The organism is Bacillus sp. FSL M7-0791 (genome assembly GCF_038627085.1).
In the GTDB taxonomy this organism is placed as follows: domain Bacteria; phylum Bacillota; class Bacilli; order Bacillales; family Bacillaceae; genus Bacillus; species Bacillus safensis.
Map to the genome: position 1 here is coordinate 1,682,972 of NZ_CP152022.1, position 15,298 is coordinate 1,698,269.

Below are 15,298 nucleotides of genomic sequence, written 5' to 3' on the forward strand. Positions count from 1 at the left end.
TTCAGCGTGATAGAAAACCTTTGCAGCCCTAGGAAGGACGAGTACCGGAGCGGAGCGAATTTAACCTTCGTGAGCACCGGCACGCAGGACTGACACCGAATGCGAGGGTTTGTCTACACGCTAAGACCGCTGACAAGCGGTCTTATTGCGGCTTTAACACGTCCTGAATCGTCCCGTCTTTTCGGTGAATGACAACGGAAGTTCCTTTATTAGCTGAAATCTCCTTTGCCCGGTCAACTGCTTCTTGTTTTGTTTCTTTGACCTCACTTGCTCGTTTCGCTTTCTCTGTTTGAATCGCCCAGCCTTCCTCGTGTTTCACTACATGCTGCGCATGATCCATGAGCTCTGGTCTTGCGGAGCTGCTGCTCTCTGAAGGTTTGACAGAACCATGAGATGAAAAATTCTCTACCTCTTTCTCCGCTGCGTTCTTTTTCCACTCTTTCGCTTGACTGATTGCAATTGGAATGGCTCTATTTTCCTCATAGCCTTCCTGAATCATTTTATTGGCAATCTCAAGCGCTTTTTTTCGAATGACGTTGTCTAATGATTTAAATGAAGCTGGATAATCGTTCATCGTCCAAGGCATATGGACCGCTCCTTTCTTTTATTTGAACACCTTCCCCCATTTGCAATGGGTCAAACATACAATGTCTCTCAAACTAATGTTAGGGATAAAATACATCGTTTTGCTGAGGCAGAATATCATTCATTCACGCAGAATAGAAGATAGAAAAGGAGTGATTTTGATGATGATGAAAGGTTTGTATGAAGCACATTTACCTGTGAGTGACTTGAAGACATCGATTGCGTTTTATGAAAAATTGGAATTGACACTTGCTCATGAGAATGAAAGAGTTGCTTTTTTATGGATTGAGAAAGGAAAGAGCTGGCTTGGACTGTGGAAAGTAGATATAAATGCCTATCCATACCATCCTTCGACTCGTCACGTTGCCTTTCAAATTAAAACGTCTAGTATCGAACAGATTAAGACTTGGCTGATTGAAAGAGGCATCAGCATTCACCCAATGTTTGGTTTTTCAGAAGAAAAGCAGCCTTTAGTTCTCGATAATCCGCCGCAATTTCATGCAGCGATCTATTTTCTTGACCCAGATGAGAATCTGCTTGAATGCATTGCCCCGCTTGAACTTGATACAGCAGAAAACTACGATATCATGGCATATGAGGACTGGGATCGAAAGAAAAATCCGTTTATTGATTGACAAAATCACTCATTGTAACTATATTGATTACAACGGTGGTGAAAGATTGTGAAACAAATTAGCAGCAGGTATCCGATTGCTGTTCATATTGTGTCATTTATTGCAGGTGTTCCAAAAGAGTGTACTAGTGATTTTATTGCAGAGAGCGTGAATTCAAATCCAGCCATTGTTCGAAAAATGATGGCAATGCTCAAACGGGCGGGTCTCATTGAAATTCGCCGCGGAGTTGGCGGTGCTTATTTAAAAAGACCGGCTGAGGACATCACGCTGTTAGATGTGTACCGCGCTGTGGATGTAAGCGAAGATGAAGAATTATTTAACTTTCATCAGCCCGTCATCGCATGCCCGATTGGTCAAGCGATGGACACGAGACTTCGGCATGAACTAAAAGAAGCACAAGCTGCACTTGAGAATCACCTAAAGCAAGTGACAATTCAGCAATTATTGACAGAGGCGGAATAAAAAAGCTCATACATTGGAGCTTTTTTTACACCTTGGTTGTAACCATTTTGATTATAACGTATGCACATCACCGTTAAACGAAAAATGAGGAGGTCAAACAAATGAAATTATTAGTAACAGGTGCAACAGGACAACTTGGATCGCTCGTCGTCAAGCATTTGCTCACAAAAGTACCGGCTGAACAAATTGCAGTCAGTGTTCGAAATCCGCAAAAAGCAGCACATTTGAAGGATGCTGGGGTGGATGTACGCCGTGGAGATTTTACTCAGCCAGATACCCTGACATCAGCATTTAAGGGCATTGATCGTCTGTTGATCATTTCAACAGCGGATGGTGACCGCGTCGAGCAGCATAAAGCAGCAATTGAAGCGGCGAAAGCAGCAAATGTGAGGTTTATTGCTTATACAAGTGTTGTCAATGCAAGAGAGAGTCAGCTTGTCCTTGCAAATGACCATGCCAAAACAGAAGAAGCCATTTTGGCCTCTGGCATTCCTCATGTATTTTTAAGAAACAACTGGTATGTTGAAAACGAAAAGGATACGATTCTGGCGTCAGTCAGCGGCGCACCATTTTTAAGCCCTATTGGCGAAGGAAAGGTTGGCTGGGCAACAAGAAATGACTACGCAGAAGCGGCAGCAAATGCGTTAACACTTGCCGTACATGATCAGGAGATATATGAACTGTCAGGACCTCTTCGGACGCATAGTGAACTTGCACAAATTGTTAGTAAGGTGAGTGGAAAAGAAATCAAAGTAGAAAAAATAGATGTAGACACCTTTGGAGACTTTTTAGCTTCAAATGGTGTACCAAAAGAAGCAGTGCCATTTGTCAAAGCCATTCAAAGCGGCATACGCGATGGTGCTTTAGCTGTCGAAAGTCAAGATTTCGAAACATTACTAGGCCGGCCGTTAACACCTATTGAAGAGAGAATTCGTGAATTGATTTTAGAATAAACAACAAAAACGCCCTTAAAAGGGCGTTTTCTCATGTGGATTATGCTTCAAGCATCATTAAGTTCCTCTCCAGCTGTAGCCCAGTCAATATAACGTTTTTTATATAAACAGATCAACTCAATGGTTAATCACCCTCTTATTTTTCCTACTCTTACATCATCCTTATACCTGTAGAAGTTAACTATCTTTTAACCAACAAAAAATAGTAACAAAGTAACTTTTTTTCATATGATAATGTTGAACTCTAATTTTATTTATTGTAATATTAGATAATAATAGGAGGAGGTGGTAATTGTGGGTAAAATTGATAGTAAACATTCTAAAATCCTAGCCGCTTTTGGGATGGTCTTTTTATCTATTTTAGTGATGTTTGGAACTATTGGGTCACCAGTGAAGTATAATCAAAACGAATTTAGTAATTCTAATATTCAGACTTTAGAAAAATCATCATTAGAAGTGAACCTTGCCAAAATCATTAATAAATATAGTAAAAAGACTACTTGGAACCAGGCTCAAAAAAAGGCATCCAAAATTGTCAACATGGTGATGACGGGGTCTGACGTTGCTTCGGCAATATCTATAGTGTTAGGTGCCTTTTCATTTGGAACCGTAACGGCTATTGCTTGGGCAGCAAGGATGTCATTAAAGTGGTATATCAAACGAAAAGGTAAAAAAGCAGCTGTTACTTGGTAAGTAATGAAGAGTAGTTATGATCCTCATAACTACTTCTTCTTTACTAATTACGTATAAGGGGAGCCGTGTGGTGAAAGAAATTGTAGAGGGCGTTAAATCATTCGTATCTGTATTATTTGAACCAGTATCTTTATTTAATAAATTAATTGAAAAACCTAAGAATTTTTATCCGTTCATTTTAATTATGCTAATAGGAATATTTTTAGTACTATCCACCTCACAATTTTTAATACAGGAAATTTCTCACCTGTTTGAATTAGAAGACAAGTTGTCTAATTCAGCTATCATTATTGGTATTTTCACTTTTATTATAAGTGGAGGATTACTTATAGAGTGGTTGATTCAAGCAATTGTCATCTATTTTATGGTATCACTGTTTTCTACTGAAACCCGGGAATTCAGAGCGGTATCCAGTATTATCGGTTATAGTTGGGTTCCAATAGCCATTAAGGTGTTTTCTTTCTCGTTATTAGTGATGTTTTCTGGAGAATTGTACGAGATTAAAGGATTTTCTGGTATATTAAAAGATACCGATAATTCTCTTTTAAGCAGCTTTTTAAAAAATATAGATTTTTTTGTCATTTGGCAGTACATAATCATGTATTTAGGTGTGAAAATTTTGTTAAGGGATTCTAGTAAGTGGATGTCCATAATGATTATCGCTTTCACCTTCTTACTAAACACAATTTTAAAAATAATTCCAGAGATTTTCACTTCATTTATGTAATTGTTTTAACCCTATAATCAGTTAGTAGGATGTGATGAAATGTTACGAAAAGCCTCACTTTCTTATTTTATTGCAAGCATTATTACAATAATAGTCATTTTGATTGAAGTTGGTATCCGTTCAGCAGTTGTTTCTCCATTTGTTCTACTTGATTCGAACAAAGATAACAATCCAAAAGTATTAATCTCCCATTCCCTTTATCAAGGTGATTTTTTATTAACCTATCAAGAAGGTCACTCCAAAGATCGATCAGAAGCAGCCTTTCAATTGGGGGGAAAGCAAATACATTTCACAGAGATTCCATCTAGGGATGGAATTAGCACAATTGAAACTGACAAATTAATGAAAGATAAGGCAACAGTTTTTCTAAGAAGAGGTTTTGTACCTATTCATGATGATAAAATCAAGATGGAACAGGTATCGCAAAATCCTTTTTTCTCTAAATACAATCTAACGAATTTAACAGAAACTACTAAGGTCAAAACAGGTTTTAAGCATAATACCACATATATTATATTAATTACCTTAATGGGAATTCTTTTTCCAGCTATGTTATTTTTATTTTTTAATCTTCATGAATCTATGAAAAACCTATTCACATTATTTATTCCCTTTGTTTTAGCCATCTTTCTTCCCTTGGGATTAAATTATTATTTCTTAATGGGGTATGTGCTATCAATAACAGGCTCTTATGTATTAAGCATTATTCTCTCTATACTTGTACCTAGTTTCCTGTCAATTTTATTGACAGCTTATTCATTTGAGTATACTACAAAAGATACGCCTGAAGATTTAGAAGAAAATGAAGGCGCGTCAGGAAATTCGTTCTTAATGAATGTTAGGGAGCAAGTTGTTTTGTTTGGTGCTGCCACCTTATCTTTGTTATATTTCGGATCATATTTATTACTTCCTTTGTCGTTTCAAGCGAAGATCATGGATAACCTTTTTCTATTTTGTGGCTGGTACTTCGCCCTAATCATATTATTTATTTTTGGTTACTCAATCATTCAAAAAATAATAAACAAATATGAACTTTTAAATACGGAAGCATTCATGAATATTCGCAAGGATATTGAGAATAAGACAAAACAAAAGGTAAATATTTGGGTGAAAAAAGACTCTCAACAGGATGTGAATGCTTGGATATATTCTTTTAAACTTCCATTTAAAAGAAGAGTCGATGTGTATGTGACAGAAGGGTTGTTAGATAAGTTTGATAAAGATGAAATTCGTGCTATCTTATACCATGAAATGGGGCATGCGAAGTTAAAACATGCGCACTATACCATGTTTCTAACTTTGATCGTAACATTATTTATGGGCATCAGTATGTATTATGCCAGACAGGTTATGCTTGCTAACGGATGGTGGCAATATGTTCTTATTTTCCCAGTAGGAGTAATTCTCATGATCTTCATAACGGAATGGTTGCCAAAGAAAATCAGCCGGTTATTTGAGATTCAGGCTGATAACTTTGCTGTTTCCCATCTTGAGAATAAAACACTGTATCTCAATACTTTGATTAAATTAAGCAGTCTTATTGAAGAAGAAGATGGAGATTATGGAAGAAAGTCTGAATGGCGTGAAAGTCACCCCTCTTTTGAAAAACGAATTGAGAACATAAAGAAAACCAATTGAGTCAACAAGGTGATTATATGAAGGCTAAACTGAACCATTTCAAATATAATTGGCTAAAACTATTTATAAAGAGAAATTTCCGGGTGTTGAAGTTGGCTTTATTAGTTGTTTTTATTAGCTTTTTCGGTACTATATTATTCTTATCGATTAACAATGATATGAGCGTGACTACCATTCCTCTTAGTTATTTGGAGGAAGGGGTTAGTGATAGTGAGAATGATGGGTTTGCTGTTTGTTTCTCAATTTTTTCGCATAATTTCATTATCTTGCTGCCAGCGTTAATTGGAGTTTTTTCACTCGGTTTTTTATCAATAATATATGTTTCCTTACAAGGATATTTACTTGGAGTATCCATCTATAGCATCTCTCAAACAATGTCAATTTCAACTGTAATTACATTCACGATATTTCATGGGATTTTTGAGATGATTGCTATAGCTCTAGTCACTGCATTTGCTATAAAACCTGGTGAAATAACGATTGAATCCATTCGTGGAAACCGGAAATTTATACAGAAGCAGGACTTAATAGATATGGTTATCCTACTTACTATGTATATTATTTTTTTATTCACAGCGTCATTGATTGAAGGATTAATACTCCTAAATATATGAAGTTAGTTTTAAATATCATTTTGATGTTTAGAGGTAGATGGATATGAGAGAAATTTATTTGATTAACAAATATAAATTTAGAAGTATCTTAAACAGATTTTTGTATACCCATAAAAATGGTGGAATGCATAGTGTTTATCTCCCATTTCTTGTAGGAAGTATCATCATCACTGTTACATTGACTATTATTAATTTTTTTACTTCTTATACAGTTGAATTTATGATTGAGAATTTAGAACCATTAACTAGAAAAGAGCAAAGTGAATGGACCTATAGACTATTTTTATTAATAATATTAATCATTCTGACTAGCAATGTTTATTCTAATGTGTACCGTATGCTAGAACTTAAAGACTTTAAGTTACTATCTTCTATTGTTCCATCTGTTAATAAAATAATACTCAGTAAGTTAATTGGGCGTGAATTATTTAAAAGTTTACTACTATTCGTAATATTCGTGCTCTTTTTCATTCATATAGCCGCAAAGCTGAACTTTAGTTTAGCAACTGGGATGTTTTTATTTCTTTTTATAACTCCTATAATATTAATTGTAGCGACGTTAAAAATCTATATAGTGATGAAAATAATTTCGGCTAAAGTAAGTAAAAGAATTGGATTGAATTATAGCCTGTTTCTTTTATTCACAAAAATAATAATAACTATACTCTTTTTTTCTATTCTTTTTCCTTTTATTGAATATATACCTAGTAGCTTGGTAAGGGAAAATTACTTATTAATTTACAACCATTATATTATCCAGTCTTTACTAGTGTTCTTTAACCCATTTCATTTTATAAGTGATAAATGGACAATTCTCTCTATCTCTGTTTTTATTGGGATTTGTATTTGTTGGTTAATGGGTAAATCTTTAAAACATTTAGAAGTCTATGCATATATTGTTTCTTTTCAGCGGAATAATTCCAATGTCACTGGAACAGAGATAAGAAACAGTTTATTTAATTTGTATTTGTCCAGATTGTCTATGGTTCTAAAACACCTTAAATTTATTCCATTTTTAACAAGGAAAATTGTTGAAAAAGATTATAAACATTTTCAAAGAATCCAGATGTATAGATTTAATCAAACATTTTTATTAATTATCTTTCAATACATATTGATATTTATACCTTATTATTTTTTATCCTCCAAAAATATTTCTTTTATAGAGGGAAATCATTTTTCGGTTTTTTCTATTCTCCATCTTTCAGGAGCTGTTATGATAATCCATAGACTTTTTAATCGCTTTTCGCCTGATTTTGAAGGAAAAAGTTTTGTTTATCTTTTACTTACTCCTGTAAGAGTTGAAGAAATATGCTTAGCCAAGGTGCTTAGTTTGTTAGGAGTTGCACTGCCTTTTTCAATTGGTGTTAGTTTAGCAACCTGTTTAGTATTTGACGTCAATTTCTTATTGATTCTTCTTTTAAATGTATTAACGATGGTTGTTACAATACTAATTGCTTTAGTCTCCAGTATTACCTTCCCGAATTATGAAAGAGAAACCTATCTGGATTTGCCTAGCACAAGGTCCAGTATCATGAGTAAATTTTTGTCGAGTTTATTTATTATGATTGGAAGTTTAATCATCATAATCTCCAAAAATTCTTTGTTAACCGTAATATTATTTTCGTCAATGGCATTTATGATTAGTTCAATCCTATTCCATTTATGCTGCAAAAAATTAACAAATTCTGAATTTAAAAACTTCGCATCTTTAAGTGAATTTAGTGAGTAAGGATGATTATATGTTAAATGTGGTGAATATTTCCAAGTCATATGGCAGTATACCTGCGATAAAAAAAATAAGTTTCCACATACATTCTGGTGAAATTTTAGGCTTATTGGGTTCAAACGGTGCTGGTAAAACGACAACTTTATCTATATTATCGGGATTAATGAAACCTGACAGCGGATTTGTAAGTTTATATGAGGTGGAGGATCCCAATGAATATAAGTCACAGATTGGCTGTGTATTCGATGATTTAAGTCCCTATGATTATTTAACAGGTAGAGAATACGTAACCTTCATGGGTGAATTAAGAGGAGTTCCCTCCAATCAAATTGATCTTTTTATATCCGATCTGTCCCAACTACTCTTTCTCGAAAAAAAAATTGATGTCTTAATTAAAACCTATTCAAAAGGTATGCGTCAAAAAATTATATTAATGGGTGCCTTAGTTCATAATCCGGTTCTCTTGATTATGGATGAACCATTTACAGGATTAGACCCAGAAAGCATAAAGGCGATTAAAGATTATTTAAAAGCCTTTACTCATAAAGGAAACTCCATCATCTTCAGTACTCATATACTTGAAGTAGCAGAAAAATTATGTGACAGACTAGTAATAATTGAAAAAGGAAATTGTATTGCCACTGGTAGCTTGGAGGAAATAAGATTGCAAGACAGTCAAATGAATGGAAATACTCATAGTTTAGAAGAAGTTTTTCATATGTTGACACATTCTTATAGTAATTTTAAAGAGTGATTGGTTTGAGAAAACACAGAATAACATTGATTACAACACTAGTAAGCACATTAAGTTCTATAGATACATTCTTCGTCAAATATATTAGGAACCGCCTTTCAGCCAGTTCTCCAATGTATCCGGTGCGCAGCCTGCATCAATGTCTGCCCCGTTTATCGGCATGTTGGTGGACATTCGTACGGTTCAATTTATCCAGGACCAATCGGAGCTGTTCTTTCGCCTCTTCTTGGCGGCTATGATGACTATCAAGAACTCCCCTTTGCATCAAGTTTGTGCGCAGCCTGCACGGATGCTTGTCCAGTGAAGATTCCACTTCATGAGTTATTGATTAAAAATAAGCAGGTGATCGTTGAAAAAGAGGGGAGAGCGCCTAAAGCTGAAATGATGGCGATGAAAATGTTTGGCATGGGTGCATCGACTCCTGGGGTGTATCAATTTGGAACAAAAGCAGCCCCTGTGCTGATGAATCGGATGGCTTCAAACGGACAAATTTCAAGAGGAATAGGCCCTTTAAAGAATTGGACAGATATTCGTGATCTGCCAGCTCCAAATAAAGAAAGATTCAGGGATTGGTTTAAAAAGAGACAAAAGGAGGAGCAGTGATGAAGGGGACCATTTCTCACCGAGAGTCGTTTTTATCTCATATCCAGCATCAATTAGGTAAAAACTCTTGCCCATCTGCATCTATTCAACGGCCTGCATGGAAGCATCAAGTCCAGTGGGAAACAAACGGAAGTTTGTCTAAAGATGAATTAGTCGAGCAATTGAAAAAGCAATGTCAGCAAATTCATACAAGAGTAGTCGAAACAACACCGGAGAAAGCGCCCTCGGTATTACGATTGTTGATGACAGAATATGGTGAGGGTGCTGTGATGACATCGCGTGATCATCGCTTTGAACAATATGGTTTCCGCTCTATGTTTGACCGTTTGCAACAAGAAGGGATTTCCATCGCCTGCTGGAATACAGATGTATCAAGAGAAGAAAACATAAGGCAGGCAGAACAAGCGAAATATGCAGTTGTGTTCAGTGATTATACCCTTGCAGAATCAGGTACAGTTGTCCTTTCATCCCACCAAGGTCAAGGGAGAGCGCTGCATTTTTTGCCGATGATGTATATCGTGTGTATAGAGAAAAGCTCGATTGTTCCGCGAATGATTCAGGCTGTTTCGGATCTTAATCGCTCAGTAGAAGAGGGGAGCAGGCGAAAGGTGCCATCCATTTTATATCAGGTCCAAGTAATTCTGCCGATATTGAAATGAATTTAGTGGTAGGGGTTCATGGTTCAGTTCAGGCCGTTTATCTGTTAATAGATGATGAATGAAGGCTTTCGTAATGAAAGCTTTTTTCATCCAATAAGCTCACGCCAGTTTTAAAAAATCATCTTGCCACTAGGTGAAAGGACATAGTAAGATGACGACATACAAGATGAACTGCTCATCTACCATCTACTGCTGATGTAAAGGAAGCTGCTAATGGAAATGAAGACAACTGCTCAAACGAAATCAATTGCACTGCCGCTTGTGATTTCAATTATTGCTATTTCGTTTTCTGCAATCATTGTGAAATGGTCAAATGCACCTGCTGCTATTTTAAGTATGTATCGAATGATTTTTGCGGCGGCTCTCATGCTGCCGTTTATCTTGCCAAGAAAAAAAGAATTTCTCTCGATAAAGCGCAGAGACTGGTTTTTCTTATGTACCTCAGGCTTCTTTTTAGGACTCCATTTTGTGTTGTGGTTTGGCTCACTGAAGCTGACGACAGTGGCAAGCTCTACCATTATTATCGCCCTTCAGCCGATGGTGTCCTTATTAGGCGGATTCCTCATTTTCCGTGAACGAACAACAATGTCTGCAATATTAACGATGTGTGGGGCGATTGTTGGTGCCCTCATGATAGGCTGGGGAGATATTGGTCATAGCAAGGAAGCCATCTTAGGAGATCTTTTATCCTTTTTGAGTGTGATCGCTGTTGTTTGTTATTTGTTAATAGGCCAACAGGCTGTAAGAAAAATATCTCATTGGATTTATAGTTTTTGTGTATTTGGCTTTGCCGGTCTTTTTTTAATTTTATTCAACCTGCTTCAGCAAACTCCTTTTATAGGCTATCCGGTTAAAGAGTGGGGAATTTTTTTATTGCTCGCCATTATTCCCACGATGTCTCATGTCATTAATAATTGGCTATTAACCTATGTTAATGCGACTACCATTTCAATGAGTATTCTAGGTGAACCTGTTGGGGCAACGATCCTTGCTGTATGGCTGCTTGGAGAGAAAGTCACGCTGCTTCAAATGCTTGGCGGTCTGCTTGTTCTTTTAGGCGTCTTTTTCTTTTTGATGCAGCAGCGTCAAGGTATCGTGATGAAAACAAAAAAATCCGGTTAACTTCCGGATTTTTTACTCTTTTAAATCGTTTTTTTCAATTACTTTGTTTAATCTTGCCTCGATTTTTTTCAATTCCATTCGTTTTCTTCTGATCATGCGAAACGCGATGACAATGATTGTCACAATAAAGGCAATGAATAGAAGAGAGAACACTTGAAATAGAAGATCTCCCATGTTGAATGCCACATTCTCTCCATTAGACATACGTAAAACCTCCTTTTCTACCTATATATTACCATAATCAATAAAAGATTGAGATTTATCCATAATTTATCTATAATAGGTAAAATATCACTCATTAAAGGAGAACCAATATGAGAACTTTAGTCCTTTTACGAGGTCTCCCAGGCGTAGGTAAATCAACATGGATCAAAGAACAAGGCTTAGAGCCTTACACTTTATCAGCGGATCAAATCCGGCTGTTAACTCAGCCGCCGCAGCTATCAGTCAATGGGAAACTAGACATTTCAAGCAAGCATGACCACAAAGTTTGGTCTTTATTATTCGATCTACTCACAGCCCGTATGGAGCGCGGAGACTTTACTGTGATTGATGCGACACATATTTCAAGTAAATCGATTTCTCAATACAAGTCTTTAGCGACATCTTATCGTTACAGGGTGTATGTCGTCGATTTCACGCAGGTACCCCTTGAAACAGCTCTTTTGCAAAATCGCTCACGTGAATCTCACAAAGTGGTGCGGGAATCTGTTTTGTATCAAATGAACGAGCGGTTAAAAACAGAAAAGGTCCCGTCATGGGTGACTGTTTTGCAGCCGGAGGAATATCCGCAAGTGATGACTTATCAGCCTCGATCCTTTGATCAATATGAGGCCATTCATGTTTTCGGAGATATTCACGGTTGTTACACCGCACTTACCACCTATTTGCAAGGAGACATCAAAGAAAACGAACTTTATATCTTTGCAGGTGACTTGCTTGATAGAGGAATAGAAAACAAAGAAGTATTAGAATGGATGCTCGCCCATAGAGAATGCCGGAATGTCATCGTCATTGAAGGCAATCATGATCAGCATTTATACCGGTTTGCACATGGTGAAAAAGTCAGAAGCAATATGTTTAATCGTCATACTGTGCCTGAAATCGAAGCAGCAAACTTTGATTTGAAGGAAGTACGAAAGTTTGTCAGAACCTTTCATCAGCTTACTTATTTTACGTACCATGATCAGACATTTCTTGTTACACATGGCGGGCTTGCTCATTTGCCAGAAGAACTTCTTCATGTCTCAACACAGCAGCTCATTCACGGCGTAGGAGAATATTCAGATGATATTGATCACTTATTTGTTCAAAATACGGCTGGGCTGGATATCATCCAAATTCACGGGCATCGCAATTTATACAGACTGCCTATTCACGCAGCGGAAAGGTCTTATAACCTAGAAGGTCAGGTTGAATTTGGGGGGCAGCTGCGGGTGTTGAAAATCACAGCTGACGGGATTGAGACTCATGAAATTGACAATCCAGTCTACAGAGCGTCTGAGAAAAAACAATCGGCTGCTGTTCAGCCAGATATTTCACTGGATGATTTTTTAGCTCATTTAGATCAGCATGAATACGTACAGGAATTAAAACTTCCGCACCATATTTCATCTTTTAATTTTACGAAAAAGGCTTTTAGTGAACGGCAGTGGGATGATGTGAATGTGAAAGCAAGAGGTTTGTTTGTCAATATGGTTTCTAAGCAGATTGTGTCTAGAAGCTACAATAAATTTTTTAACATTGATGAGCGTCCGGAGACAAGAATGCAGCATTTAGTGAACCATCTGCAATTCCCTGTCACCGTATATGATAAAGCAAATGGATACTTAGGAACTGTTGGGTATAATGAAATGGAAGATGAATTGGTGTTTACATCCAAATCGTATACATCACATGTGAAACAAAATCAGCATGCTTCATGGGTCGAAGAGCTATTTGACAAGACCTTCAGTGACGTGCAGGCTGATTACATTAAATCATATGTCCGTGACCACCATGTATCTCTTGTGTTTGAAGTCATTTTGCCAAAAAAAGATCCGCATATTATCACATATGAACAAGATCAACTCATTTTACTTGATATTGTGAAGCGGCAGTTAAGCTATGAAAAAGCACCATTCGCTGAAGTGAAAAGATTAAGTGAACAGCTTGGAATATCCTGCAAGCAGGAAGTGGCTGTTTTCCATGATTGGACGTCTTTTTATAAATGGTATCAGGCGGTCTCTCATGATAATACAATTAAAGAAGAGGGGTATGTCATTGAGGATGATCAAGGCTTTATGACCAAACTCAAGCTCCCTTATTATCAATTCTGGAAGCAGATGCGCGGGATGAAGCAGCGCGTTGCAGAGAAGCGTACCTCGCAAAAATATATGCAGGCTTTGCAGACAGCGGAGCAAGCAAGATTTTATACATGGCTTCTTGAGCAAGAAGCAGATCATGTGAGGAATAGTTCAATTATTGAACTGCGATCACAATTTGAACAAAGCGGTACTGCCCAATTGAATAATGATGAAATAAATGCATAGTCTAACAAAGAGTCTTTTCTTAGGAAAAGGCTTTTTTTGATGCAATTGAAAGGTGGACACTTGCATGCCTGACCATATTGAAGTCATTATTCGGACGATGTTTGCTTTTGCGATTTTATTTGGAGGAGCACGTCTTTTAGGGAAACAAACCATTGCGCAAATGAATATTTTTGATTTTATAGCAGCCATCAGCTTAGGTTCAATTGCAGCGAACCTGGCGTTTAATACAACGCTCCCGCTTCAGCACACAACGATTTCCTTTGTGTCACTTGTCATGATTATTTATGTGATTTCCCTGCTTGCATTAAGAAGCCGGAAGATGAGAGGGTTGATGGCGGGTAAACCAACACTTGTCATACAAAATGGAAAAATTCTTGAAGGAAATATGAAAGGGATGAGATATACCCTTGATTATTTAAATCAGCAGCTGAGAGAAAAAGACATCTTTGATATTAGCGAAGGTGAATTTGCAATGATTGAAACAGATGGGCATATGTCAGTGAAAAAATACCCTTCGTTTGAAAAAGTCACGCGGAAGGACCTTCATTTATTCATGGAGGCAGAGCGTTACATGCCGATTGAAGTCATCATGGACGGGAAACTCATCCAAAAAAACATACAAGAAAATCAATTAACAGAGCAATGGATAGAAGAAGAGCTTAAAAAAAGGCAGCTGTCCTTAAAGGATATTGTTTATGCTGTCCGTTCAAGTAATGGAAGCTTATATATTGATACATATGACGACCATATTCATTCCCCAATCGATCAGGAATGAATGTGTAGTGCTGATGACACCTGCATGACACACATTTGACAATCTTTATATGTCCTTTGGATGTCATGTGACTAGGTATCATTTCTCAATTATTATTATTTTCAGAAAATGTAGTGACGGAGTAAAATAAGTATGTTTAAGTATAAATAGATGAAATTAAAATATTAATATAATATGCCACAAGCGGAATGAACGTTCATTCCTATATTTTAAAAGGAGGGGATGAAATGCCAGCAGTGACTGATAAACAAGAACAGATCATGAAGGCTTCGCTGGAACTATTTATTGAACGAGGCTTTGATGGCACCACAATGCCGATGATTTCAAAAAGAGCAAACGTCGGAGCGGGCACCATTTACCGTTATTTTGACAGCAAGGAGGCACTCGTCAATATTTTGTACCAGCGCAGCCTCTCAGCATTTATCGAAAAAATGAACACAAACAATCCAGATCCAAAGTTAAGTATCCGGGCGTACTTTAAGCATGTATTTTATTGCTTGGTTTTGTTTACAAAGGAGAATCCAAGCGGGCTGTATTTCTTAGAGATTGATAAACGGTCCCATTACTTAGACGAGACGAGCAAAGAGAAAATGCAGCATTTGTTACATGAGCTATTCCTTATCTTTGAAGAAGGGAAAAAGGATGGGATTCACCCAAACCTCTCAGGCAGAACCATTTTATCCATTGTATTTGGTGCTTTTGTGCAGCTGCATAAACAAATTCTTGCAGAAGAAATAGAGCCAACGATTGAATTTTTAGAGGATATTGAGCAATGTTTATGGCGTGCCATCAGCGTTGCATCTTAAAGAAATAAAGGG

General features: G+C 36.9%; 15 protein-coding genes and 2 pseudogenes. 15 read left to right on the forward strand and 2 right to left on the reverse strand.

The features are described from left to right. Positions 1-142: 142 nt before the first annotated feature. The gene (locus MHI08_RS08510; protein WP_342500156.1) at positions 143-586 is read right to left on the reverse strand and encodes a DUF2188 domain-containing protein; all 444 of its coding nucleotides are present in this window, start codon (positions 584-586) and stop codon (positions 143-145) included. A 160-nt stretch (positions 587-746) separates the two neighbouring features. Here MHI08_RS08510 and MHI08_RS08515 point away from each other — a divergent pair, with 160 nt between their 5' ends. From MHI08_RS08515 to MHI08_RS08570, 12 genes and pseudogenes are all read left to right on the forward strand, one after another. Further along, positions 747-1,220 carry a VOC family protein gene (locus MHI08_RS08515; protein WP_342500157.1) on the forward strand — a complete coding sequence of 158 codons (474 nt, stop codon included), beginning with the start codon at positions 747-749 and terminating at the stop codon, positions 1,218-1,220. A 48-nt stretch (positions 1,221-1,268) separates the two neighbouring features. After that, complete coding sequence (locus MHI08_RS08520) at positions 1,269-1,682, forward strand: Rrf2 family transcriptional regulator (RefSeq protein ID WP_025093258.1); 414 nt, start codon at positions 1,269-1,271, stop codon at positions 1,680-1,682. A gap of 101 nt (positions 1,683-1,783) precedes the next feature. Beyond that, the gene (locus MHI08_RS08525) at positions 1,784-2,635 is read left to right on the forward strand and encodes an SDR family oxidoreductase (protein ID WP_342500158.1); all 852 of its coding nucleotides are present in this window, start codon (positions 1,784-1,786) and stop codon (positions 2,633-2,635) included. 294 nt (positions 2,636-2,929) lie between these two features. After that, the gene (locus MHI08_RS08530; protein ID WP_254966791.1) at positions 2,930-3,328 is read left to right on the forward strand and encodes an uberolysin/carnocyclin family circular bacteriocin; all 399 of its coding nucleotides are present in this window, start codon (positions 2,930-2,932) and stop codon (positions 3,326-3,328) included. Positions 3,329-3,398: 70 nt separating this feature from the next. Next, positions 3,399-4,055 carry a YIP1 family protein gene (locus MHI08_RS08535; RefSeq protein ID WP_254966789.1) on the forward strand — a complete coding sequence of 219 codons (657 nt, stop codon included), beginning with the start codon at positions 3,399-3,401 and terminating at the stop codon, positions 4,053-4,055. 39 nt (positions 4,056-4,094) lie between these two features. Beyond that, a complete protein-coding gene (locus tag MHI08_RS08540; RefSeq protein ID WP_342492441.1) occupies positions 4,095-5,693 on the forward strand; it encodes a M48 family metallopeptidase in 1,599 nt (532 codons plus the stop codon). Positions 5,694-5,785: 92 nt separating this feature from the next. Further along, complete coding sequence (locus MHI08_RS08545; RefSeq protein ID WP_254966785.1) at positions 5,786-6,307, forward strand: stage II sporulation protein M; 522 nt, start codon at positions 5,786-5,788, stop codon at positions 6,305-6,307. A gap of 43 nt (positions 6,308-6,350) precedes the next feature. Continuing rightward, on the forward strand, positions 6,351-8,039 hold the full coding sequence (locus MHI08_RS08550) for a hypothetical protein (protein WP_342500159.1): 1,689 nt from the start codon (positions 6,351-6,353) through the stop codon (positions 8,037-8,039). Between the two features lie 10 nt (positions 8,040-8,049). After that, positions 8,050-8,790, forward strand: a complete 741-nt coding sequence (locus MHI08_RS08555) for an ABC transporter ATP-binding protein (RefSeq protein WP_342492442.1) — start codon at positions 8,050-8,052, stop codon at positions 8,788-8,790. Between the two features lie 75 nt (positions 8,791-8,865). Beyond that, positions 8,866-9,393: pseudogene (locus tag MHI08_RS08560) on the forward strand (lactate utilisation protein LutB domain-containing protein); the annotation flags it as partial. Continuing rightward, positions 9,393-10,114: pseudogene (locus tag MHI08_RS08565) on the forward strand (lactate utilization protein C). The pseudogenes MHI08_RS08560 and MHI08_RS08565, both read left to right, overlap by 1 nt. A 151-nt stretch (positions 10,115-10,265) precedes the next feature. Further along, the gene (locus MHI08_RS08570; protein WP_342500160.1) at positions 10,266-11,174 is read left to right on the forward strand and encodes a DMT family transporter; all 909 of its coding nucleotides are present in this window, start codon (positions 10,266-10,268) and stop codon (positions 11,172-11,174) included. Positions 11,175-11,186: 12 nt separating this feature from the next. Here the strand turns inward: MHI08_RS08570 and MHI08_RS08575 are convergent, their stop codons facing one another. Continuing rightward, the gene (locus MHI08_RS08575; RefSeq protein WP_025093255.1) at positions 11,187-11,378 is read right to left on the reverse strand and encodes a hypothetical protein; all 192 of its coding nucleotides are present in this window, start codon (positions 11,376-11,378) and stop codon (positions 11,187-11,189) included. Between the two features lie 110 nt (positions 11,379-11,488). On the opposite strand from MHI08_RS08575, the gene MHI08_RS08580 reads away from it, so the two are divergent. The 3 genes from MHI08_RS08580 (at position 11,489) to MHI08_RS08590 (ending at position 15,286) form a co-directional block, all read left to right on the forward strand. Beyond that, positions 11,489-13,705: an RNA ligase gene (locus MHI08_RS08580; protein ID WP_342500161.1), complete on the forward strand. Its 2,217-nt coding sequence runs from the start codon at positions 11,489-11,491 to the stop codon at positions 13,703-13,705. A gap of 64 nt (positions 13,706-13,769) precedes the next feature. Beyond that, positions 13,770-14,480, forward strand: coding sequence for a DUF421 domain-containing protein (locus MHI08_RS08585; protein WP_342500162.1), 711 nt, complete (start codon positions 13,770-13,772; stop codon positions 14,478-14,480). A gap of 227 nt (positions 14,481-14,707) precedes the next feature. Then, a complete protein-coding gene (locus MHI08_RS08590) occupies positions 14,708-15,286 on the forward strand; it encodes a TetR/AcrR family transcriptional regulator (RefSeq protein ID WP_056766583.1) in 579 nt (192 codons plus the stop codon). Positions 15,287-15,298: the final 12 nt, after the last annotated feature.

Coding starts and splice junctions, on each gene's coding strand:
- MHI08_RS08510 (WP_342500156.1), bottom strand. CDS start 586: ATGCCTTGGACGATGAACGATTATCCAGCTTCATTTAAATCATTAGAC.
- MHI08_RS08515 (WP_342500157.1), top strand. CDS start 747: ATGATGATGAAAGGTTTGTATGAAGCACATTTACCTGTGAGTGACTTG.
- MHI08_RS08525 (WP_342500158.1), top strand. CDS start 1,784: ATGAAATTATTAGTAACAGGTGCAACAGGACAACTTGGATCGCTCGTC.
- MHI08_RS08540 (WP_342492441.1), top strand. CDS start 4,095: ATGTTACGAAAAGCCTCACTTTCTTATTTTATTGCAAGCATTATTACA.
- MHI08_RS08550 (WP_342500159.1), top strand. CDS start 6,351: ATGAGAGAAATTTATTTGATTAACAAATATAAATTTAGAAGTATCTTA.
- MHI08_RS08555 (WP_342492442.1), top strand. CDS start 8,050: ATGTTAAATGTGGTGAATATTTCCAAGTCATATGGCAGTATACCTGCG.
- MHI08_RS08570 (WP_342500160.1), top strand. CDS start 10,266: ATGGAAATGAAGACAACTGCTCAAACGAAATCAATTGCACTGCCGCTT.
- MHI08_RS08575 (WP_025093255.1), bottom strand. CDS start 11,378: ATGTCTAATGGAGAGAATGTGGCATTCAACATGGGAGATCTTCTATTT.
- MHI08_RS08580 (WP_342500161.1), top strand. CDS start 11,489: ATGAGAACTTTAGTCCTTTTACGAGGTCTCCCAGGCGTAGGTAAATCA.
- MHI08_RS08585 (WP_342500162.1), top strand. CDS start 13,770: ATGCCTGACCATATTGAAGTCATTATTCGGACGATGTTTGCTTTTGCG.
- MHI08_RS08590 (WP_056766583.1), top strand. CDS start 14,708: ATGCCAGCAGTGACTGATAAACAAGAACAGATCATGAAGGCTTCGCTG.